Below are 21,489 nucleotides of genomic sequence, written 5' to 3' on the forward strand. Positions count from 1 at the left end.
ATGGTTCGCGATCAGTCAAACACAGGCACAAAACGTTTATCTAGATTACTTCCTTCTAACAGAAAAGGTGTAATAAGCCTCCTTATTTCTTTAACAGGATTATTGGCGCTATTTATTGGTTTAATTTTTTATGGTTTTTTACCTGAATCCCGCAATACTGCTATTACAACAATAGTACTGGGTATACTACTCATATTAGTCGGTATGTTTATTTCTTATAGAGATATCTTAGGTTTCATAATTCAGAAAAAAGGACGCTACAGTATAAACAGCAGTATTATGGTCTTTGCGTTTATATTAATCGGCGTTTTAATTTATGTATTAGCTGCAAGAAACTCAATAAGAATAGATACTACTGCAACTCGTCAATATTCTTTAGCGAGTCAAACAACTGAAATTTTGCAAAATTTACAACACCCAATCACGGCAACAGCGTTTTTTGTACCTAATGACACAACTAGCGCAAGTTACAGAATATCTACAGAAAATCTACTAAATGAATTCAAGCATCGTTCTTCAGAAAACGCTAAATTTACTTATAAATATATTGATCCAGATTTAGAACCTACACTTGCTAAAAATCTTCGTGTAACCGAGTATCCTTCAATTGTTTTTCAGGGTCAAAATTCCGATGGAGTCGATTTATCCTATACCCTTACTGCACCATTATTTGAAGAGAGAGATATCTCAACTGCAATAATGATTGCATCAGGTATCCAACAAAAAAAAATCTACATCGTTACAGGCCATGGTGAAAGAGATTCATCAATAATGGACATAGAAGATAGATTAGGATTTGGTCTAGCCCGTGACGGTATGAGAAATGATAATTATGCTGTACAAACTCTCTCTATTGCACAATACGAAATTATACCTGATGACGCTGCAGCACTAGTGATACCTGGACCAACTATTGATTTATCAGACATAGAAGCAAACTTAATACACCAATACCTCAAGGGCGGTGGAAGATTATTATTAAGTGTAGATCCTGGAACTCCAAATAGTTACAATAATTTAATTAATAAATGGGGAATTACAATGATTGATGGTACAATCATTGATCTTGGCAGCTCTCTTGCCAATCAACCTAAAACTCCTTTGATCCAGCAAGAACAATTTGTAACCGTAGATCCAATTAATGTTATAACTGACCCTTTATCCCAAGTATATTTCCCAGGGACTATAGCTTTTGATCAAGTACTTCCAGCTGATGAAATGCCAGATTATATAAGAGCAAAACCTATAGTAGGTACAACAATGTTAAGTTGTTTACAATTTAATGAAGAGATAAACACCTGTAATCAAGATCAATTTACAATCTTAGCTCCTTCAATGGCTGTTGAGGCACTGAAACCAATAAATGAAGATCCAGATGCCAATGCGACGCGTCAAGCCAAAATTGTTCTTTTTGGTGATACTGATTTTATAAGTAATTATCATTTTTATAACTTTAACAATAGTGATTTATATTTAAATTCATTAAATTGGTTAACAGAAGATGTATCACTCGCATCCGTTAGAGCCAAGGCTCTAACTTACAGAAGACTTGTGGTTACAGATAGAGAAATCCAGCTTATACGAGGGTTAAGTTGGTTTGCTTTACCCGCTCTTATGACTATTCTAGCGTTTATGACATGGTGGCGAAGGAGATAGTTTCTTCTAATGAACTATAGAATATCATTTATACTAATTGTCATTGCATTAATAATAAGTATTTATGTTGGTTTTTTTGAATTACGAAAACCACCTAAAACTGATGAGGGAACCCTAGAAGCGCCTTGGTTTTATGATATTGGATATGATGAATTGTCGGTATTAGATATAAAGTATCAAGATCATAATGAGTCCTTCACAAAGATAAATGGACAGTGGACCTTCACAGAAAGTGGGGATCAAGTTGATTTAAATCGATGGAGTGGTATTCCGTTATTATTCACTGGACCAAGAAGTTCCAGATTAATCACAAATAACTTAACAAATCCTGAAGAATATGGAATTGATACCCCTACTGCTGAATATACTATTACTTTATCAACAGGAAATGAATTAACAATTCTTGTTGGAACAGAAACCCCTGACCTGTCTTCTAGTTATGTAAATTTAAAAGGAAAGGGTTCATTATTCCTTGTACCAGCTAGCTGGACTGTAGCTATAAACGATATGGCTTTAAACCCCCCTTATTATGATCCAAATACTGCAGACGAACCAATAATTGGCCCATAAATTTGGTGAATAGATGATATTTGAAGAAACTAAATTCGATATAAAATCTAACAAAGCTGATTTATTTTTAGATTTTATAAAAAAAGACTACGTTCCAAATATTTTAAAAAATAATATAAAACCTATTTGTTTATTACGAGGTATGATCGGCAAGCCAGCAAGCGAATTTATACTCATCTCAGCATATCATGATATAAATGCATGGGAGAAATATACACACTTACCCAGCTTAATGAATGAAAAAATAGTATACAAAGAAAATAATTTATTAAAACCAATTTCTAATAATAAATTGATGTCCTATGAGAACAATACATTAAAAAATATATATGGATATAGAGAATTTATAATTGAAACCAAAAATGTAAATACATTTGTAGAAAGCTCAGAAAAAGGTATTTGGCCAAGAGTACAATCTCAAGGAGGAAGAGTATTAGGACTATGGTCAAATATTACCAATTCATCACAAACAAGAATTTTATTACTGACTGGATACGATAGTGTTAGTCATTGGGAAGGAACTAGAAGTGCTAATCAATACGGATTATCATTTGCAAATGCACCAGAAGCTTCAAAAGAATTAACAGAAACCGAAAAATTATTGAGAAAAAATCGAGAAGATATTACGATAAGCACCACTGTAAATTTAATGCAAAATATAAACTTAATTTAATAAAGGCCATACTAATGACTATGAAATATGTAAGTAATGAAGAGATTATACGAGCTGCTAGAAAAAATCTTTCTCAAGGTGCCTGGGACTATTTAATGGGAGGATCAGAATCAGAAACAACTATGAGAAGGAATAGATTAGCTTTTGATAGACTAGCTTTTCGACCTCGAGTATTAGTGGATGTATCGAAAATCGACACTTCAAACACTCTACTTGGACACAATTCAAAAATGCCAGTTATATTAGCACCAATAGGGTCTCAAGAAACATTTACTGAGATGGGAGCAGCTGCAGCAACATTAGCAGCAAATGAATTTGGAATAATTGACGTAATAAGCTCAGTAAGCTCTCCGAGTTTAGAAGAAATATCCACAACAGCTAATAACCCAAAGGTATTTCAATTATATATCCATGGAGATTGGAATTGGATTACTTCTATGATTAATAGAGTAAAAGAAGCCGATTATAAAGCCCTCTGTATAACTGTAGATACTGCTCATTATAGTAGAAGAGAGAGACCTATGATGACTAGATTTTTCCCACACTCTAGAAGAACTCCACCTGATCCTAAATTTGCAGCATCTGTAACATGGGAAACTATTGATAAAATTACAGAATATGCTGATATGCCATTACTATTAAAAGGTATTGCAACTGGAGAAGATGCAAAACTCGCAGTAGAGCATGGAGCAAAGGTTGTTTGGGTATCAAATCATGGAGGACGTCAATTAGATTATGGTCAAGGAAGTATGGAAATGCTACCTGAAATTGTAGATGCAATAGAAGGCAAAGCAGAAATAGTTCTTGATGGCGGAATCCAGCGTGGGAGTGACATTGCAAAAGCAGTATCGTTAGGTGCAAATTCGGTTGCTATTGGTAAAATGCAATGTTTAGGATTAGCAGCTGATGGAAAAGATGGATTAATAAGAGTTCTGGAAATATTAGAAGAAGAATTAACTATTGCTATGGCTCTTTTAGGAGTAACCAATATAGATCAATTATCACCTAATTATATTTGTAGATCAGAAGCAACAACTGAATCACATGAAATGAGTTCTTGGGTCAATATTCCAGAAAATCGTATAAAATAGATGCCAACAATTATAATTAAATCACCAAAAAATAAAGAATTTTTTTCTGGGGTTTCTGCAGTATTGCCAATTTTAATCGGAGTTATACCCTTTGGCCTAATATTCGGTATCCTGGGATTAGAAGCAGGATTTTCTCCTAATCAAACATTTTTCATGTCATCAATTATTTTTGCAGGAGCAAGCCAAGTTGCATTCGTTAAACTGGTATCTAGTGGAACAGTACCATTCATAACAGTAATTTCTGTTGGTATCATTAATCTTCGTCACTTTTTATATAGTGCATCAATAGCTAAATACTTAGCTCACCTCTCTACACCTTGGAAAATCATACTTGCATACTTATTAACCGATGAAGCATATGCTGTGTCTATCAAAAGAATGCAAGAAAAAAAAGAAAATACAGTATTCCACCATTATCATCTATTTGGAAGTGGAATAACTCTTTGGTTAACATGGCAAACATCAACATTTTTAGGCATTGTATTAGGTCAAATCATCCCAGAAGAATTAAACCTTGGTTTTGCTATACCTCTTGTTTTTCTTTCGATCATTGCACCAGAAATAATAAAATATAAAAGTCATGCTATATGTGCATTAAGTGCAGGTATATTAGCCATTTTGTTAAACAATTTACCATTAAATTTATGGATAATATTTTCATCAATATTTGGTTTAATTATCGGTGTATTATTTGATAAAACTCCTAGGAAGAGTCAACAATGATGTGGGCTATAATTGTAATTTCAGGAATCATAACATTTAGTATACGATTTAGTGCAATATATAAAATTACCAATTCTAGAACACCCGAATGGTTAGAAAATATATTAAAATACGTACCAACTTCGGTGTTAGCTGTCTTAATATTTCCAGAAATATTGTTAAATGAATCAAATAGCTTAGAAATATTCAATAATCCAAAAATTCTAGCAGCCTCTGCAGCATTATTAGTAACAATATTAACAAAAAGTATTATCATTACTATAATTACAGGGATGTCAGTCCTTTGGGCTTTAACACTAAATTAAATGTATACTTGTTGGAGAGATTTTATGATCAGTTATGCTGAATACCTAGAATGTACAAATTGCCAAAAAACTTATGACTATATAACACCATATAGAACATGCAATGATTGTGGAAAAGTTTTATACGTAAGATATGATATTGATAAAGCAAAGGCAAATTTCGATAGAAATATATTACCTAAAAGGGTTAATTCTATGTGGCGTTATTTTGAAATGATGCCAATTAAAAATGAATCAAATATCGTTTCTCTTGGTGAAGGAATGACTCCACTTTTGCATGCTCCTAATTTAGGGAAATCTTTAAATTGCTCTCAAATATATATAAAAGATGAAGGTTGCAATCCGACTGGATCCTTTAAAGCCAGAGGCTTATCTGCAGCAGTATCCCGAGCCAAAGAACTTGGCCTCTCTAAATTAACCATGCCTTCTGCTGGTAATGCAGGCGGGGCCCTTTCATCATATTGTGCTAGAGGTAATATGGAAGCAAATGTATTTATGCCTAAAGATGCACCTGAAGCAAACCAAAGAGAAAGCAAAGATGCTGGGGCAAACCTTACATTAATTGATGGCTTAATTTCGGACGCAGGTAAAATATCAAGGGAAAAAGCACAGGAAAATGACTTATTTGATGTCTCTACTCTACAAGAACCGTACAGAGCAGAAGGTAAAAAAACTATGGGTTACGAGATTGCTGAACAATTAAACTGGGAAACTCCAGATGTAATCATATATCCAACCGGTGGTGGGACTGGTCTTATAGGTATATGGAAAGCATTTAAAGAAATGTATGAATTAGGATGGATTGATAAACCTAAAACTAAAATGATCTGTGTGCAATCTTCTGGATGTGCTCCTATGGTAAGAGCCTATGAATCTGGAAGTAACAATGCTGAAATGTGGGAAAACGCCCAAACATTTGCTTCAGGTATAAGAGTACCTGCAGCAATAGGAGATTACTTGATACTAGAAGCTATTCGAGAAAGCAATGGAACTGCTTTAACGGTCACTGATGAAGAAATGATTGATTGTATTAAAATGATTGCTTCTCATGAAGGGATATATCCTGCACCAGAAGGAGCAGCTACTTTAGCAGCACTAAAACATCTTCTTAATTCAAAAATTATTAATCCAGATGAAAAAATCATTCTTATGAACACTGGTAATGCTTATAAATATTTAGATATGTGGATAGCTTAATTTGTAAAATTATATGTATATTCTTCAATAACACCATCTTTAGGATTAAACCCAAGACCTGGACTTTCAGGTAAGACAACTTGGCCATTATCTGGCAATGGTGCTCCATCGTAATATTGTTCAATAATTTTCCAACCTTGCCAATGAAATTCTATACGGCCACCGTTAGGTACCCCTGCATGTAAATGCATATTGATATGAGGCCAATTTCCTCCCATATTTAGTGGGATATTAAATGCTTGAGCAATACCAGCAGCTTTAATCCCTCCAGTATAACCCCCAATATCTCTTACATTTGGTTGTAAAATATCTACTGAACCATTCATGATAAATTCTCTATAGTGAATCAAATCGTTGGTTCCTGTACTACCGGCAGCTATAGGGATATTACAATCTTTTCTTAACTGTGCCATCAATCTAGAGTCAGATTGTACAACGGGATCTTCAAACCAAGTTAAATCAAATTGTTCAAGTGCTTTTGCTAGCTTTAAAGCTTGAGGTAATGTTGCACACTTATTTGCATCTATCATAAGCTCTACTTTGCTACCGATTGCATCCCTAACCGCTCCCACTCTTTCGATATCAATATTAATATCGTCCTCTGTAGGTCTCCCCATAACTTCATTCATTGTAGGTTGCGAAGATGCAGCAACTACCATTTTAAGTCTTGTTTGTCCCATATCCAATAATTGTTTAGCAACAGTTACCAATTCTTCAATACTGTATGAACCTAACCCAAATGTGATATAAACAGGTAAAACTTCGTTACAACCACCTAACATTTTCCAAATTGGTTGATTACTAAACTTGCCTTTTATATCCCACAATGCAATATCTAATAAACTAGAAGCATTGCTAAATACACCAGTAAAGGCTTTTGTGGATAGATTCCAAAGCACTTCAGATCTTATTTGCTCTATTCTCATAGGATCCATTCCTTCAATTAGAGGTTTTACTTCAAAATTAATAAAATCTCTTATTGCGTAAGGCATGGCATATACAGACATTGCATGTCCTAAAATACCACCATCGGTTTCAATAGTAACTATAGTTGCAAAGGCTTGGCTTTCAGGTTTTAATGGATAAGTGAAAGGAAGGCGCAACACTCTAGAGTCTACTTTGGTAATTTTCATTAATCATTTACTCCTATCATTAATTTAATTCATCAATTTTGCTCAATAATAAGGTTATGCCAACCATCTACTTTTGCTTTCCAATCAGGAGGAACTAGTACAGTACAATCCATTTGCACAACTAAGCCAGGTCCTTGGAAATAATTTCCTGATACTAATTTGCTTCGTTCATAAACTTTTGAATCTAATAAACCAGCATTAACAAATCCAATGTTAGCATTTCCAGAATCTTGTGCCATACGATGTACAGGTTCTGCAGATTTCATTTCAACTTCTTTAGTTATCCCCACTACCCTTAGTCGTAAATTAACTACTTCCAAAGATTGTGTTTCATCATTGTACCCAAATCTTTCAAAATGATATCTATTAAAAGTATTTTTTATATCTTCTTTAAAATTTTTCTCACTAACTGGACATTCAATGGTAAGCTCAAAAGATTGACCATGATATCTAACATCAAGCAATTTCTGGATATTTATGTCGCTTTGCTGAAAACCTTCTTGTTCCAAGTCATATATGCCATTTTCTTTCATAGGCTCAAATAATTTCTGAATTGAATCAAAATCAACTTTTTCATCACCAAGCATTATGGTTTGCACATAATCTTTTTCAACATCTGCAATTGCAACACCTAATGCAGATAAAACTCCCGGATATTGTGGAATTAGAACTCGAGGAATGCTTAATTCACTTGCTAATTCACAAGAATGTATCGGCCCAGACCCCCCAAAAGCTACAAGAGTAAAATCTCTTGGATCATATCCCCTCTCTAAAGAAACTTTTCTAACTGCTCTCTCCATATTAGAATTTACTACCTTTAGCACTCCTAATGATATTTCGGTCAAATTTAAATCTAATTGATCACCTAGAACCCCAAGAGCGGCCGCACTTCTGGATTTATTTAAAGGCATTCTACCGCCCAAGAAATAATCTGAAGATACTCTTTCTAAGACAAAGTTAGCATCAGTAACAGTTGGTTTAGTTCCAACACCATAACAAGCAGGACCAGGATTAGAAGATGCTGATTCAGGTCCGACACTTAATGAATTTCCAGAATCAATGTGTGCAATCGAACCACCGCCTGCACCTACAGTTACTATATCTATCATCGGTACGCTAATAGGTAACCCATCTATTTTGGTTTGAGTTGATTTTTGTATTTCTCCAGGACATAACGAAACATCTGTAGATGTGCCCCCCATATCTAAAGTAATTATATGATCAAATCCCGCTAATTGAGATATCCAAAAGGAACCAACAACCCCACCAGCAGGGCCGCTTAACATAGTCCGAACCGGTTGATTCCGTGCTTGTTTAGAAGAGATAGCCCCCCCTGAAGATTGCATTATTCTTAAATTAGAATTCTCAATCTTACCTTCTAAATTACCTAGATATTTATCAATTATTGGTCCAACATATGAATTAACTACAACTGTACTTGTTCTCTCATACTCCCTAAATTCTGGTAAAACTTGACTTGAAATGGATTTATATAAATTTAAATCAATTTCAGATATTTTTTGGTTAATAAAATCTTCATGTAAAGAATTTTGAAAAGAAAATAATAAACTTACAGCTATTGAATTAATACCACTACTTTTTATAGATTCAATTATTTCATTTAAATTTTCACCATCAAGCTCATAAATAATATTGCCATTTTTATCCATACGCTCTGCGATACCCCAAATATTATTGTCTGATATCAAAGGTTTTGGTTTATCCTGATTTAAATCATACAAAGAAGAACGATTTTGCCTACCTATTTTGAGCACATCTTCAAATCCTTTAGTAGTTATTAAACCAGTTTTTGCACCCTTTCGTTCTAAAAGTGTATTTGTTGCCACTGTTGTTCCATGAGCTATAGTTTCTACATCTAATTTGTTCAAATCATTTAAACCATTAACAATAGCAATAGAAGGATCTTCAGCATTTGAAAGTATTTTATGGACTGTAAAAGTATCATCTGAAATTAATATAAAATCAGTAAAGGTTCCACCGCAATCTATCCCGATTCTTTCTGATTTCATATTCATACCTCTGATTAAATTTATATTATCCGTTTATACTACTTGGAATAGCTTTATTCAATAAATATGCTTCAATATTTTTAGCAGCTGCTACTGCCATTTTTTTTCTTGTCTCTATACTGGCACTGCCAATATGTGGAGTTACAACAAAATTCTCAAGAGACAATATTGGATGACTGGTTGGTATAGGTTCTGGGTCGGTAACATCTAGAGCAGCTCCAGCTATTTGATTATTTTTTAAAGCTTTGTAAAGAGATTCCATATCGATTATTGGACCACGGGCTGTGTTAACAATAATAGCGCTATTTTTCATTGTATTAAATTCTTCTTTTCCAAACAAATGATATGTTTGATCATTCAAAATAGTATTAATACTAATAAAATCAGATTTAGCTATACCATCTTTAAGTTCGGGAACAAATTTTAAACCTAATTCTTTTTCTAAATTCAATTTTCTCGTACGAGTATAATAAAAGATTTCCATACCAAATCCAATAGCTCTACGGCAAACTTCCATACCTATTCTTCCTAAACCTACCACTAATAAATTAGCACCATAAATATCTCTTCCAAGAAGAGTGGAAGGATGCCAATGAGTCCACTTACCTGATCGAACAAAATTGTCTCCTCTAACAATATTTCGTGCGATCGAAAGCATAAGGCCAAAGGCTAAATCAGCGGTAGTTTGACTCAATACATCAGGTGTATTGCACATTATAATGCCATTTTTTGTAGCTGTATCAATATCAAAATTATCATAACCAACAGCATAATTTGAAACAATTTTTAAAGAATCTTTACCAGACTTTAAAACCTCACCATTAATTTGATCTTCAATAGTAGTAAATAGTCCTATACATTCCGATGCTTTTTGGATAAGTACTTCCTGTGGCGGTTTGGTTTCTTGAGGCCATATTTCTATTTTAGCAACTTTATTTAGTATTTCTTGGGCTTCGGGGGGAATAATACGAGTAACAAAAACTTTGGGTAAACTCATATATCCTCCTTTATTTTAATTTCATATGATTATTTTTATAATATTACAAATATTTCTTATGATATACTAGGCTCCATCAAATAAATTAGTGGAGGATATTTATGGCGCTTTTGCTTGGAGATGCTGAAATCAACAATCTACTTACTATGGAAGATGTAGTAAATACTATGGAAAATGCATTCAAAGAAGTTGGGAAAGGAGTTACTTGGAATCGACCAAGATCAAGAATTAGACTCCCACGAGGATTTCATCATCTTATGGCAGCATCTCTTGCCGAACCAAATGTGTTTGGATTAAAAACGTATACAAGTTTTAGAAAAGGTATACGATTTATGACCTTAGTTTATGATGGAGAGCAGGGTGATTTATTATGTATTGTGCAAGGCGGAAGATGTTCACAGATGAGAACTGGTGCAGTAAGCGCTGTGGGAACAAAATATATGGCTAACGAAAATAGTAAAACCGTTGGTATCATTGGTACAGGTTTTCAAGGAAGAGCTCAACTTGAAGGTGTATGTACTGTAAGAAATATTAGTTCAATTAAAGCTTATGACAGAGATAAAGAAGCTTGCATAAACTTCAGCAAAGAAATGACAGAAACCTTAGGTATAGAAATTACTCCAGTTGATGAACCTGAAAAGTGTGTTTCAAACTCAGATATTATTATAACAATGACAACCGCAAGAGAACCAATACTATTTGGGTCATGGTTAGAAGAAGGTATGCACATAAATGCTGCGGGTAGTAATCACTGGATACGACGAGAAGTAGATGATGATGTGATTAAACGAGCAGATTCTATAGTTGTTGACAGTAAAGATGACGCATATATTGAAGCTGGAGATTTATTATACCCAATAGAACGAGGTATTATACGTTGGGATCAAATCCATGAATTATCTGATCTAGTTTCTGGAAAAATTATTAGTAGAAAATCTGATAAAGACATAACTTTATTAGAATCTCAGGGTATAGCTATAAGTGATATAGCAACTGCCGCTCTTGCTTATGAAAGAGCAAAATCTGAAGGTGTTGGACAAGAAATACCTTTAGACTTATAAACATTATGGAGGATAAAATCATGCCAACTGTTGAAGAATTAAAAGCACTAGCGATTGAAGAAATAGATAAAAGAAAAGAAGAAATTATAGGACACGCAAAACATATATTAAATAATCCAGAAGTTGGATTTACTGAATTTAAAACATCTAAATATGTAAGTGAAATTTTCTCTAAACTAGGTATCGAACACGATGCTAATTTGGCATTAACTGGATTAAAAGGCAATATCGACTGTGGAGGAGGCGAAGGACCAAATGTTTCAGTTATTGGTGAGCTTGATTCATTAAGAATTTTCGAACACCCAATACATGATTTAACCACAGGTGCTGCTCATGCGTGTGGGCATCATTGTCAAATTGGCAGTATGATAGGTTCAATTATTGGGCTTATTGTACCTGAAGTAAAAAACAACTTAAGTGGATCAATAATACCTATAGCCGTTCCTGCTGAAGAATTTATAGATGTAGAACAACGAATGTTATTAAGAGAAGAAGGTAAAATAGAATTTATGGGCGGAAAACAAGAATTCATAAAACTTGGAGTCTTTGATGATGTAGATATGGCAATGATGTGTCATACCTCTGCAACAAACACTACTTTTGGTGTTGGAGGAACAAGTAATGCCCATATAGTAAAATATGTTGAATTCACAGGGCAAGCCGCTCATGCTGGAGGATCTCCTCATATGGGAATTAATGCACTGAATGCTGCCATGATTGCACTTACCGGAATCAATGCAAATAGAGAAACATTTCTAGACACAGATACTGTTCGTGTTCATGGAATTCTTACACGCGGTGGTCAAGCAGTTAGTTCAATACCTTCACAAGTTACATTAGAATGGCGTGTTCGTTCAGGATCTAATGAAGCTGTTGTAGCAAATAGTAAAAAGGTAGATAGATGTTTCCAAGCAGGAGCTATGGCAGTAGGAGCGAAAGTATCTGTTACTAATATCCCTGGTTATATGCCTAGACTTGATAACCCACAATTACAAGAATTATTTCTGCAAAATGCTGGTCATCTCACGACTAAAGACGACATTGATATTATAGATAATTCACATAATGGTGGTGGGTCTACAGATATGGGAGATTTATCTCAAATAATGCCTACATTACACCCTTATGTTGGTGGTGGAGATGGTGTAGGGCATAGTGAAACCTACCTCATCCATGATTATGAGAAGGCAGTTATACAACCTGCAAAAGCAATGGCATGTGTAGTGATTGATCTATTATCAAATAATGCAGCAAAAGCCAAAGAAATAAAAGAAAAACACAATTACAACATGACAGCTAGTCAATACTTAAATTTTCAAAGATCGGTAGCTGAAGTTATAGAATACGCACCTGAAGGATAATAAATGCAAATATTATCTTTATGGATACAACTTGGTATTACTACTGCCATAATCCTATATGCATCAAACTTTCTAGCAAGGTCAGCAGATAATATTGCTGATAAAACGGGCCTTGGCAGATCAATAATTGGCGTTGTATTACTTGCAACAGCTACATCACTTCCAGAGTTAGGCACAGGTGCAAGCAGTATTGTTTTGTTCAACGAAATTGACTTAGCTGCTGGAGATGTTTATGGAAGTTGTGTGTTCAATTTATTAATTATAGCAATACTTGATCTAATCTATAGAAACAAACCTATATTATCAAGTGTAGGTAACACACCAATAATTGTAGCAGGATTGTCTATGATACTAATTTCCATATCGGTATTTGGAATACTTTACATGGAATATTTTGATGAAATTAGTTTTCTTATATTTAATAGATTAGATCCAATAAGTATTGTCCTGCTACTACTTTTTATTACCTCAATGTTTATTATTTATAAGATAGAAAAAAATAATGATGGATCGGAAGATGCAATCAATACATCTGATACATTAAAAAAGTCAGGTTTTATTTTTTTGCTATCAGCAATCATAATCATAATCTGTGCTGTATGGCTCGCCAATGTAGGTAAAAATATAGCAATATACATGGAATGGGAAACAAGTTTCGTAGGTACACAATTCTTAGCATTTAGTACATCTTTACCCGAATTAGCTGCATCCATTGCAGCACTTAGAATAAATGCTCCTGAATTAGCAATCACTAATGTTTTAGGAAGTAACCTTTTTAATATAGGTGTAGTCCTTTTTGCTGATGACCTCGTCGCTACTAATGTTCATTTACTAAATGTTGTATCAAATGTTCATCTCATTTCTGCCACTGCAAGTATTATTATGACAATTATTGTTCTTTTTGCATGTAAGAAACAATTTAGTCAGAAAATATATGGTGACATCACTGCGATAATGATAATCGCCATTTACATAACAAGTAGTATTTCAATATTCCAAGAAACATTTCAATTATTATACTTAGTATTAGGATTAGTCATCGCAACCATAATCGCATTAGTTGTCAGGTTTTACTTCAACTTTACAAATTCACAGCTAAATTAGATACTATAGGCTCAATATAGCATATAAAATTTATGTATTATGGTAAAAGAGAGTCAAAATTTAATTTATCTTGATCACGCTTCAACTACATATATACGAGATGAAGTATATGAAGTTATGAAACCGTATTTAACAAATAATTTTGGCAATCCATCAAGTATTTATACAATTGCGCAACAGAGCAGGGTCGCAATTGATCAATCCAGAGAAAAAGTTGCAAAAATCCTCAATTGTAGACCTAGTGAAATAATATTCACAAGCGGAGGAACTGAATCAGACAATTCTTCAATCTATAGTACTGCCATTGCTCAAATGAATATTGGAAAACATATTATCACAAGCTCAATAGAACATCATGCTGTACTCAATGCCTGTGAATTTCTAGAAGAAAATCTTAATTTTAAAATTACCTACTTACCAGTAAATAATCAAGGTATTGTTAATATAGAATCACTTAAATCGCAATTGACCTCAAAAACTACTTTAGTTAGCATAATGTTAGCAAACAATGAAATTGGAACAATCCAACCAATAAATGAAATTTCCAAAATAATTAAAGACTACGCTAAAAGAAATAATACGAAAATACTAATTCATACAGATGCGGTACAAGCACCTGGATATATAAACTTAGATGTTAAAAATCTTGATGTTGATCTGTTGAGTCTCTCATCGCATAAATTTTATGGTCCTAAAGGTTGTGGAATATTGTATGTTAAAAGAGGAACTCCATTTACACCTATTACTGTTGGAGGAAACCAAGAAAGGCAAAGAAGAGCAGGAACAGAAAACGTATCAGGCATTGTTGGCACAGCAAAAGCTTTAGAACTTGCAGAATTAGAAAGAATTGAAATTACAAATAAAACAACACTTCTCCGTGATAAATTAATATCCGGTGTATTAAAAAATATTGAAAAAGTAACATTAAATGGAGACCCTATAAATCGTATAGCTAATAATGCACACTTTTCTTTTCAAGATGTTGAAGGAGAATCAATATTATTAAGCCTAGACTTAGAAGGTATTGCTGCTTCTAGCGGCAGTGCTTGTACATCTGCTTCATTAGAACCGTCTCATGTTCTAAAGTCTTTAGGTTTAACAGATGAAACAGCACAATCTTCTGTTAGAATGACTTTAGGTAGAAATACTACTGAGGAAGAAATAAATTCGGTACTTGATACTCTTCCCAAAATAGTTACAAGATTAAGGTCAATGCCTACACTTTCTAATGTATTATAAATTAGGATAAAAAAATGAAACATTACACAATATATATTATGATTTTATTATTACTTGTAGTTGTTGGATGCGATTCTACTGCAAAAGCTACCGACTGGCATTTTGGGGACGCTTTAGCAGCTAGAGTCAAACAAATTAAAACTACCGACAAGATAATCTATATGTCTTCGGGAGATCAATATATTATTGAACCAAGCCAATCAGACAGGCAGTTAACTGTTGCGCAATTGCAATTTATGAACAGGGAAGCAAGTACCCTATATATGACTGTCAATAGAGATACTATAACGCTTCGAGACAATGACTATGTAGACTATCTTCCATTAAATCCTTTTGAAGACAGGAAAAAACTTTCTGAAAAAAGCTCTGTTAGTGAATTTTCACCATTTTTGTGGGCAGATGGTTCAGCTAAAACTCCTACTATAGAATTACCGACAAAGTGTGGTAATGCTGAAAACTGTGAAATTGTAGGATGGGTTGTATTTGAAACACCTAAAGCGATAACATATAACGAACTAATCTTTGATAGCGCAGATATCATCCACATGCGCTTCCCTGTAGATTAATTACATCGCATTTTTTAATATAGATTGCTCATATTATATGCCTATGATATAATTGGGCTTCTTTGTCAAAAGAATCCTAAAAAAATACGGAAATAATATAAATATATGCAAGAAAATAAAACAGTTGGATTACAATCCTTATTAGAATCTGGAGTACATTTTGGACACCAAACAAGAAAATGGGATCCACGAATGGAAAAGTACATTTTTACGGTTAAGGATGATATCCATATTCTAGATTTATACAAAAGTGCAGAATTGCTTGATGAAGCAAAAAGCTTTGTCCAAAGAATAGCTGCAAATGGCGGCAAGCTATTATTTGTAGGAACAAAACGCCAAGCACAACAAAGTGTAATTGATGCAGCTAATGCTACCAAAGGGTATTATATTGACTACCGATGGTTAGGAGGAACGTTTACTAACTTCACTACCATCCAAAAAAGAATTGAGTATTTGATAAATACTGAAGAAAAACGTGCCAAGAATCAATTAAATCATCTCCCCAAAAAAGAACTCCAAAAAGTTGATGATAAATTAGCAAAATTAAATAAATATCTTGGTGGTGTCAAAGAAATGATGAAATTACCAGAGGCAATTTTTGTTGTCGACATTGGTAAAGAAAATATTGCAATACAAGAAGCTAGGAAGTTGAAAATTCCTATAATTGGAATCGTCGATACAGACTGCAACCCAGAATTAGTAGACTTCCCTATTCCAGGTAATGATGATTCGATAAAATCGGTTCGTTTTCTGCTAAACGAAATAGTAGAATCCTATACTTCAGGAGCCAATAGTTTTCAAGAAGAGATTGTTGAACAACTTACTGCTGCTGAAGAATCAACCACTGAAGAACCTGTAGCTGAAGTAGAGGACACATCTGATAGTTCCAATGAAACAACTACTGAAGAACCTGTAGCTGAAGTAGAGGACACATCAAATGCTTCGGATGAATCAATTGCTGAAGAACCTGCAGCTGAAGTTGAAGACACATCAAATACTTCCAATGAAACAACTACCGAAAAACCTGAGGAATAATATATTGGAAATTACTACTGATATGATCAAAAGTCTCCGTGAAGAAACAAGTGCCGGTGTTATGGATTGCAAAAAAGCCTTAGAAGAAGCCAAAGGTGATCTTTCTACAGCAATATCTCTGTTACGTCAAAAAGGCATAGCAAATGTCGCAAAAAAAACCGATCGGGCAACTAATGAAGGAATTATAGAATCATATATACATGGAAATTCAAAAGTTGGTGCAATGGTTGAGTTAGTATGTGAAACAGACTTTGTAGCAAGAATGGACGAATTCAAAGAACTTGCTCATAATTTAGCAATGCAAGTAGCAGCCATGAATCCTCAATATCTAGACGAGGATGAAATTGAAGACAAGTCTACCAATGATGATGAACTACTTTTGATGAAACAAGCCTTTATTAAAGATTCTTCAAAAAATATTAGTGATTTGGTTACTGACTTAGCATCAAAAGTTGGAGAGAATATCAAGGTAAGACGCTTTTCAAGATTTGAATTAGGCAACTAATTAAAGCTTTATAGGAGCATACCATTAAAGATTCTCATTATAGCAGAGTTTTGGTAAAACTTAGTGGAGAGTCTCTAAAAGGAGACTCAAATCTTGGTATTGATTATGAATCCCTAAATTATCTTGCTAATGAATTTAAAGATGCCACAAAGCTTGGTGTACAAATAGCAGTTGTAATTGGTGGTGGTAATTTCTGGAGAGGACACGAGTGGGAAGCGTTGGGAATGGACAGAGCCACTGCAGATTATACAGGAATGCTTGCTACATTAATGAATGCCCTTGCACTGCAAGATGCCATCGAAAAAAATGGTATGCAAGTAAGAACCATGTCAGCAATTGACGTTCAAGCAGTCGCAGAAACTTACATTAGAAGAAAAGCAACAAGTCACTTATTAAAAAAACGTATCGTAATATTCGGCGCTGGTATTGGAGACCCATATATGACTACTGATACTGCTGCTGCATTAAGATCAATCGAAATAGGTGCAGATATATTGTGTATGTCCAAAAATCAAGTTGATGGAGTATACGATAGTGATCCAGTTACCAATCCAAATGCAAAAAAATTTGATAACTTAGAGTATATTGACGCAATTAATTTGCGACTAAAAATTATGGATGGAACTGCTTTATCTTTATGTATGGAAAATGATTTGCCTATAGTAGTATTTGATTTATTTAAAAAAGGAAATCTTTCAAAAGTCATTTCAGGTTCAAAAATAGGTACCACTATCTCGAATTCAAAAACTAAAAATATTTAAATGTTTAAGGTATAAATATGAGCGAACAATTATTAAACGAAACTGATACTAAAATGAATAAAACTATAGATGCTTTAAAAAAAGACTACGGAGCAGTCAGAACAGGAAAAGCTTCAAGTTCATTAGTCGAAAATATCATAGTAGAATACTATGGATCTAATACCCCTCTATCAAATCTTGCAACTATAAGTATTCCAGAAGCTCAACTAATTGTAATTCAACCTTGGGACAAAGAAGCGATTATATCTATTGAAAAAGGTCTACAAAAATCAGATATGGGATTTAATCCTACAAATGATGGATCAGTCATTAGAATACCTATTCCCCCTTTAACTGAGGAAAGAAGAAAAGAATTAGTAAAAATAGTAAAAAAACAATCGGAAGATTATAAAATTTCTATTAGAAATGTTCGAAGAGACTTTGTGGATCAAATTAAAAATCTTGAAAAGAATAAAGAGATCTCGCAAGATGAATTACACAGATATCAAGAACAAGTCCAAAAAACTACTGATAAACACATTGGTGAAATAGATAATATTACTGTGCAAAAAGAAAAAGAAATCATGGAAATATGATCAATGAATATCTTAGACAATCTGATATACCATCCTTAGAGATTATTCAAGATTTTCAATTAATAGAAAATCAACCTAATCATGTAGCAATAATAATGGACGGAAACGGTAGATGGGCTACAAATAAAAATCTGCCCAGAATAAATGGGCATAAAGCAGGTATAGCTGCTATATTTCCTCTTATCGATATCGTAATTAATTCCAATATTAAACATTTGACTTTATATGCATTTTCCACAGAAAATTGGAATAGGCCTAAATCAGAAATTGATGGCTTAATGGACTTACTTGAAGAAGCTATTATGAAAGAAACTGAATCAGTCCATACAAAAAATATTAAAATTAACTATATCGGAAATACCAAAAGACTTTCTCATAACTTACAAAAATTAATTAATAACTCTTTAGAAATTACTAAAAATAATACTGGACTTTCATGCAATATCGCTTTGGATTATGGCGGAAGAGAAGAAATCATACAAGCAATAAAAAACATTATTGATGATAATATAAAAAGTGTGGATATCAACGAAACACTAATAAATCAATATTTATATACTGCCAATATACCTGACCCTGACCTAATAATCAGAACAGCAGGAGAACAACGAACAAGTAATTTTTTACCATGGCAATCAGTATATAGTGAATATTTTTCAACAGAAATATTATGGCCTGATTTTAAACCTAATGATTTGTTAAAAGCTGTTCGGTCATACAGTACAAGAAAGAGAAAATACGGAAAATTATAAATGAAAGACAATCGATTTCTTACACGAATGATGTCTGCTTTGGTTGTTTTACCAATATTTTTTGGTGCAATTTTTCTCGGAGATCCATATCTATTTATTTTTGTAACACTTATAGCAATGTTAGCAATATTTGAATTCATAAAGTTAGTAAAAATATCTCTTTTATCCACACAGATTATACTAATATTATTGATGCCAGTAATTTTGACTTTGTTATCAATACCTTCTATTACAAATGATATTATTACTAAAACATTTATCATCATAGGTTTAATATCAGGGCTCTATATAATTTTAATTAAATTAGATGTAAATAACCAAATTAAACTTACTTTCTATGGATTATTAGGTTTAATTTATATAAGTGGGGCCATTATATCTGGATTAAGTATCTATAATAATTATGACATCAGTCTTATTGTAATAATTATGATTGGTATTTTTTTAACTGACACCTCGGCATTCATAGTGGGGATTTCATTAGGGAAACATCCATTAGTTAAGAAAATAAGCCCAAATAAAACTATTGAAGGTAGTGTAGGTTCATTTATAATTACAACATTGTTTTTTATATTTGTTTTTTCTCAGAATTTGGCTATTTTTACAAGTATAGTAACTACAATATTGTTTTCTACAGTGTTAAACATAACTGCACAATTTGGCGATATAATTATTTCAACACTAAAAAGAAAAGCTAAAGTAAAAAATACTGGGATAATTATGCCAGGACATGGTGGTTGTTTAGACAGGATAGACTCAATTTTATTAAGCCTAATTACTATTAATATTTTGCTCTGGAGCATTATATGAAAAATATAGTTGTTCTAGGGTCAACTGGCTCTGTTGGTGTCCAAACATTAGATATTATAAGAGCTTTTCCAAACGAACTAAATGTAGTTGGTTTAATAGCAAATAATAATACCCAACTACTAAATAAACAAATTGACGAATTCCAGCCTGAATTTATTAATTTTAATCAGCAATTAATTAGTCGTGTAGAATTACAAGGAGCAAAACTTGAAAATAATATTAATATTATATCTAACCCAATAGTAGATATAATTGTTGTCGCAACGCCAAGTTTATACAGCTTGGAGGAAACTTTAGAAGCTTTAAAAATTGGAAAAACAGTTGCATTGGCTAGTAAAGAAATTATCGTTAGTGCTCAATCATTACTCGAGGAAATCGAAGATGTAAGACAAAAGATATTACCAGTTGATAGTGAACCAAGTGCAATTTGGCAATGTATTGAAAAAGAATCTACTATAGCTAATATAATTATAACTGCATCTGGTGGATCATTAAGGAATATCTCTACTGATAAATATGAAAACGTAACACCAGAACAGGTTTTAAATCATCCTGTATGGTCTATGGGTAATAAAATTACTATTGATTCAGCAACTTTTGCAAATAAAGCTTTCGAAGTTATTGAAGCTAAGTGGTTATTTGATATTGATTATGACAAAATATCCGTATTAGTACATCCACAAAGTATTATCCACTCTATAGTGGAATTTAATGATGGCTCCATGAAAGCACAATTAGCAAACCCCGACATGCGATTACCCATCCAGCATGCTCTACTCTACCCAGAAAGAAAATCCAATGATCTTGTATCACCATTGAATTTAGCTAAAATTGGCAATCTGGAATTTAACGAAACAGATGATCAAAAATACCCATGTTTTAAATTAATTCTTGATGCAGCAAAACTAGGCAAATCTTATCCCGCACTAATATGTGCAACAGATGAAGTGTTAGTAAATGCTTTTTTAAATCGTCAAATTAAATATACTGATATACCTCGATATCTTGAAAAAATCATTAATCAACATAAGCCGTCTATAATAACCAAAGACACAATTATAGAAATTACCAAAGAAACTAGGTACAAAACTTTAGAATTGATAAATAATAAATTATGAACATAGCTATCTTTATAATATCTTTAGCAATTATTGTACTTCTTCATGAACTTGGACATTTTATTGCTGGAAAATTCTTTAAAGTCAAAGTAGAAGAATTCGGTATTGGATTTCCACCAAGGATACTAAAATTAAAACACAAAGAAACTATCTATAGTATAAATTCTATTCCTCTAGGGGGATTTGTAAAATTTTCAGGTGAAGATAATCCAAATGATCCTCAAAGC

General features: G+C 33.1%; 23 protein-coding genes. 20 read left to right on the forward strand and 3 right to left on the reverse strand.

Annotated features, from left to right (window positions below):
* Genes FI695_01525 through FI695_01555 form a run of 7 tightly spaced genes read left to right on the forward strand, consistent with a single transcriptional unit; the run spans position 1 to position 6,215 of the window.
* Positions 1-1,656 (forward strand): hypothetical protein, encoded by a 1,656-nt coding sequence (locus FI695_01525; GenBank protein ID MQG50646.1) that lies wholly within the window; start codon positions 1-3, stop codon positions 1,654-1,656.
* Between the two features lie 9 nt (positions 1,657-1,665).
* Positions 1,666-2,226: a DUF4340 domain-containing protein gene (locus FI695_01530; GenBank protein MQG50647.1), complete on the forward strand. Its 561-nt coding sequence runs from the start codon at positions 1,666-1,668 to the stop codon at positions 2,224-2,226.
* Between the two features lie 13 nt (positions 2,227-2,239).
* Complete coding sequence (locus tag FI695_01535; protein ID MQG50648.1) at positions 2,240-2,899, forward strand: hypothetical protein; 660 nt, start codon at positions 2,240-2,242, stop codon at positions 2,897-2,899.
* A gap of 14 nt (positions 2,900-2,913) precedes the next feature.
* Positions 2,914-3,990: an alpha-hydroxy-acid oxidizing protein gene (locus tag FI695_01540; GenBank protein MQG50649.1), complete on the forward strand. Its 1,077-nt coding sequence runs from the start codon at positions 2,914-2,916 to the stop codon at positions 3,988-3,990.
* Positions 3,991-4,713 carry an AzlC family ABC transporter permease gene (locus FI695_01545; GenBank protein MQG50650.1) on the forward strand — a complete coding sequence of 241 codons (723 nt, stop codon included), beginning with the start codon at positions 3,991-3,993 and terminating at the stop codon, positions 4,711-4,713.
* On the forward strand, positions 4,710-5,018 hold the full coding sequence (locus tag FI695_01550; protein MQG50651.1) for an AzlD domain-containing protein: 309 nt from the start codon (positions 4,710-4,712) through the stop codon (positions 5,016-5,018). Before FI695_01545 ends, FI695_01550 begins: the two co-directional genes overlap by 4 nt.
* A 24-nt stretch (positions 5,019-5,042) precedes the next feature.
* The gene (locus tag FI695_01555) at positions 5,043-6,215 is read left to right on the forward strand and encodes a threonine synthase (GenBank protein MQG50652.1); all 1,173 of its coding nucleotides are present in this window, start codon (positions 5,043-5,045) and stop codon (positions 6,213-6,215) included.
* Here the strand turns inward: FI695_01555 and FI695_01560 are convergent.
* From FI695_01560 to FI695_01570, 3 genes are read right to left on the reverse strand one after another with little or no spacing between them, the layout of a single operon-like run.
* Positions 6,212-7,348 (reverse strand): mandelate racemase/muconate lactonizing enzyme family protein, encoded by a 1,137-nt coding sequence (locus FI695_01560; protein MQG50653.1) that lies wholly within the window; start codon positions 7,346-7,348, stop codon positions 6,212-6,214. The genes FI695_01555 and FI695_01560 overlap by 4 nt on opposite strands.
* 32 nt (positions 7,349-7,380) lie before the next feature.
* Entirely contained in the window at positions 7,381-9,384 is a 2,004-nt protein-coding gene (locus tag FI695_01565) for a hydantoinase/oxoprolinase family protein (GenBank protein ID MQG50654.1), read from the reverse strand.
* A 19-nt stretch (positions 9,385-9,403) separates the two neighbouring features.
* Positions 9,404-10,375 (reverse strand): D-glycerate dehydrogenase, encoded by a 972-nt coding sequence (locus FI695_01570; GenBank protein ID MQG50655.1) that lies wholly within the window; start codon positions 10,373-10,375, stop codon positions 9,404-9,406.
* A 101-nt stretch (positions 10,376-10,476) separates the two neighbouring features.
* On the opposite strand from FI695_01570, the gene FI695_01575 reads away from it, so the two are divergent.
* From FI695_01575 to FI695_01635, 13 genes are all read left to right on the forward strand, one after another.
* Positions 10,477-11,436 carry an ornithine cyclodeaminase family protein gene (locus tag FI695_01575; GenBank protein MQG50656.1) on the forward strand — a complete coding sequence of 320 codons (960 nt, stop codon included), beginning with the start codon at positions 10,477-10,479 and terminating at the stop codon, positions 11,434-11,436.
* A gap of 5 nt (positions 11,437-11,441) precedes the next feature.
* A complete protein-coding gene (locus FI695_01580) occupies positions 11,442-12,797 on the forward strand; it encodes an amidohydrolase (protein ID MQG50657.1) in 1,356 nt (451 codons plus the stop codon).
* Positions 12,798-12,800: 3 nt separating this feature from the next.
* Positions 12,801-13,901, forward strand: a complete 1,101-nt coding sequence (locus FI695_01585; GenBank protein ID MQG50658.1) for a hypothetical protein — start codon at positions 12,801-12,803, stop codon at positions 13,899-13,901.
* 39 nt (positions 13,902-13,940) lie between these two features.
* On the forward strand, positions 13,941-15,140 hold the full coding sequence (locus FI695_01590; GenBank protein MQG50659.1) for an aminotransferase class V-fold PLP-dependent enzyme: 1,200 nt from the start codon (positions 13,941-13,943) through the stop codon (positions 15,138-15,140).
* Positions 15,141-15,154: 14 nt separating this feature from the next.
* Positions 15,155-15,706 (forward strand): hypothetical protein, encoded by a 552-nt coding sequence (locus FI695_01595; GenBank protein MQG50660.1) that lies wholly within the window; start codon positions 15,155-15,157, stop codon positions 15,704-15,706.
* A gap of 105 nt (positions 15,707-15,811) precedes the next feature.
* Entirely contained in the window at positions 15,812-16,741 is a 930-nt protein-coding gene (gene rpsB / locus FI695_01600; GenBank protein ID MQG50661.1) for a 30S ribosomal protein S2, read from the forward strand.
* Entirely contained in the window at positions 16,710-17,246 is a 537-nt protein-coding gene (gene tsf / locus FI695_01605) for a translation elongation factor Ts (GenBank protein ID MQG50662.1), read from the forward strand. Before rpsB ends, tsf begins: the two co-directional genes overlap by 32 nt.
* 23 nt (positions 17,247-17,269) lie before the next feature.
* The gene (locus FI695_01610; GenBank protein MQG50663.1) at positions 17,270-18,007 is read left to right on the forward strand and encodes a UMP kinase; all 738 of its coding nucleotides are present in this window, start codon (positions 17,270-17,272) and stop codon (positions 18,005-18,007) included.
* Between the two features lie 17 nt (positions 18,008-18,024).
* Entirely contained in the window at positions 18,025-18,582 is a 558-nt protein-coding gene (locus FI695_01615; GenBank protein MQG50664.1) for a ribosome recycling factor, read from the forward strand.
* Positions 18,579-19,334: a di-trans,poly-cis-decaprenylcistransferase gene (gene uppS / locus FI695_01620; GenBank protein ID MQG50665.1), complete on the forward strand. Its 756-nt coding sequence runs from the start codon at positions 18,579-18,581 to the stop codon at positions 19,332-19,334. The genes FI695_01615 and uppS overlap by 4 nt, the downstream gene beginning before the upstream one ends.
* Complete coding sequence (locus FI695_01625; protein MQG50666.1) at positions 19,335-20,144, forward strand: hypothetical protein; 810 nt, start codon at positions 19,335-19,337, stop codon at positions 20,142-20,144.
* Positions 20,141-21,262 (forward strand): 1-deoxy-D-xylulose-5-phosphate reductoisomerase, encoded by a 1,122-nt coding sequence (locus FI695_01630; protein ID MQG50667.1) that lies wholly within the window; start codon positions 20,141-20,143, stop codon positions 21,260-21,262. Before FI695_01625 ends, FI695_01630 begins: the two co-directional genes overlap by 4 nt.
* The coding region (locus tag FI695_01635) for an RIP metalloprotease RseP (protein ID MQG50668.1) at positions 21,259-21,489 on the forward strand (231 nt) is incomplete at its 3' end. The genes FI695_01630 and FI695_01635, both read left to right, overlap by 4 nt.

The organism is SAR202 cluster bacterium (assembly GCA_009392515.1).
GTDB lineage: Bacteria > Chloroflexota > Dehalococcoidia > Lucifugimonadales > UBA6952 > UBA6952.

What these genes read in the sequence shown, in the direction of transcription:
- FI695_01630 (MQG50667.1), top strand. Translation starts at nt 20,141, where the DNA reads ATGAAAAATATAGTTGTTCTAGGGTCAACTGGCTCTGTTGGTGTCCAA.
- FI695_01625 (MQG50666.1), top strand. Translation starts at nt 19,335, where the DNA reads ATGAAAGACAATCGATTTCTTACACGAATGATGTCTGCTTTGGTTGTT.
- FI695_01575 (MQG50656.1), top strand. Translation starts at nt 10,477, where the DNA reads ATGGCGCTTTTGCTTGGAGATGCTGAAATCAACAATCTACTTACTATG.
- FI695_01540 (MQG50649.1), top strand. Translation starts at nt 2,914, where the DNA reads ATGACTATGAAATATGTAAGTAATGAAGAGATTATACGAGCTGCTAGA.
- uppS (MQG50665.1), top strand. Translation starts at nt 18,579, where the DNA reads ATGATCAATGAATATCTTAGACAATCTGATATACCATCCTTAGAGATT.
- rpsB (MQG50661.1), top strand. Translation starts at nt 15,812, where the DNA reads ATGCAAGAAAATAAAACAGTTGGATTACAATCCTTATTAGAATCTGGA.
- FI695_01595 (MQG50660.1), top strand. Translation starts at nt 15,155, where the DNA reads ATGAAACATTACACAATATATATTATGATTTTATTATTACTTGTAGTT.
- FI695_01585 (MQG50658.1), top strand. Translation starts at nt 12,801, where the DNA reads ATGCAAATATTATCTTTATGGATACAACTTGGTATTACTACTGCCATA.
- FI695_01570 (MQG50655.1), bottom strand. Translation starts at nt 10,375, where the DNA reads ATGAGTTTACCCAAAGTTTTTGTTACTCGTATTATTCCCCCCGAAGCC.
- FI695_01530 (MQG50647.1), top strand. Translation starts at nt 1,666, where the DNA reads ATGAACTATAGAATATCATTTATACTAATTGTCATTGCATTAATAATA.
- FI695_01555 (MQG50652.1), top strand. Translation starts at nt 5,043, where the DNA reads ATGATCAGTTATGCTGAATACCTAGAATGTACAAATTGCCAAAAAACT.
- FI695_01545 (MQG50650.1), top strand. Translation starts at nt 3,991, where the DNA reads ATGCCAACAATTATAATTAAATCACCAAAAAATAAAGAATTTTTTTCT.
- FI695_01560 (MQG50653.1), bottom strand. Translation starts at nt 7,348, where the DNA reads ATGAAAATTACCAAAGTAGACTCTAGAGTGTTGCGCCTTCCTTTCACT.
- FI695_01535 (MQG50648.1), top strand. Translation starts at nt 2,240, where the DNA reads ATGATATTTGAAGAAACTAAATTCGATATAAAATCTAACAAAGCTGAT.
- FI695_01525 (MQG50646.1), top strand. Translation starts at nt 1, where the DNA reads ATGGTTCGCGATCAGTCAAACACAGGCACAAAACGTTTATCTAGATTA.
- FI695_01590 (MQG50659.1), top strand. Translation starts at nt 13,941, where the DNA reads ATGGTAAAAGAGAGTCAAAATTTAATTTATCTTGATCACGCTTCAACT.
- FI695_01565 (MQG50654.1), bottom strand. Translation starts at nt 9,384, where the DNA reads ATGAATATGAAATCAGAAAGAATCGGGATAGATTGCGGTGGAACCTTT.
- FI695_01615 (MQG50664.1), top strand. Translation starts at nt 18,025, where the DNA reads ATGAGCGAACAATTATTAAACGAAACTGATACTAAAATGAATAAAACT.
- FI695_01550 (MQG50651.1), top strand. Translation starts at nt 4,710, where the DNA reads ATGATGTGGGCTATAATTGTAATTTCAGGAATCATAACATTTAGTATA.
- tsf (MQG50662.1), top strand. Translation starts at nt 16,710, where the DNA reads ATGAAACAACTACCGAAAAACCTGAGGAATAATATATTGGAAATTACT.
- FI695_01580 (MQG50657.1), top strand. Translation starts at nt 11,442, where the DNA reads ATGGAGGATAAAATCATGCCAACTGTTGAAGAATTAAAAGCACTAGCG.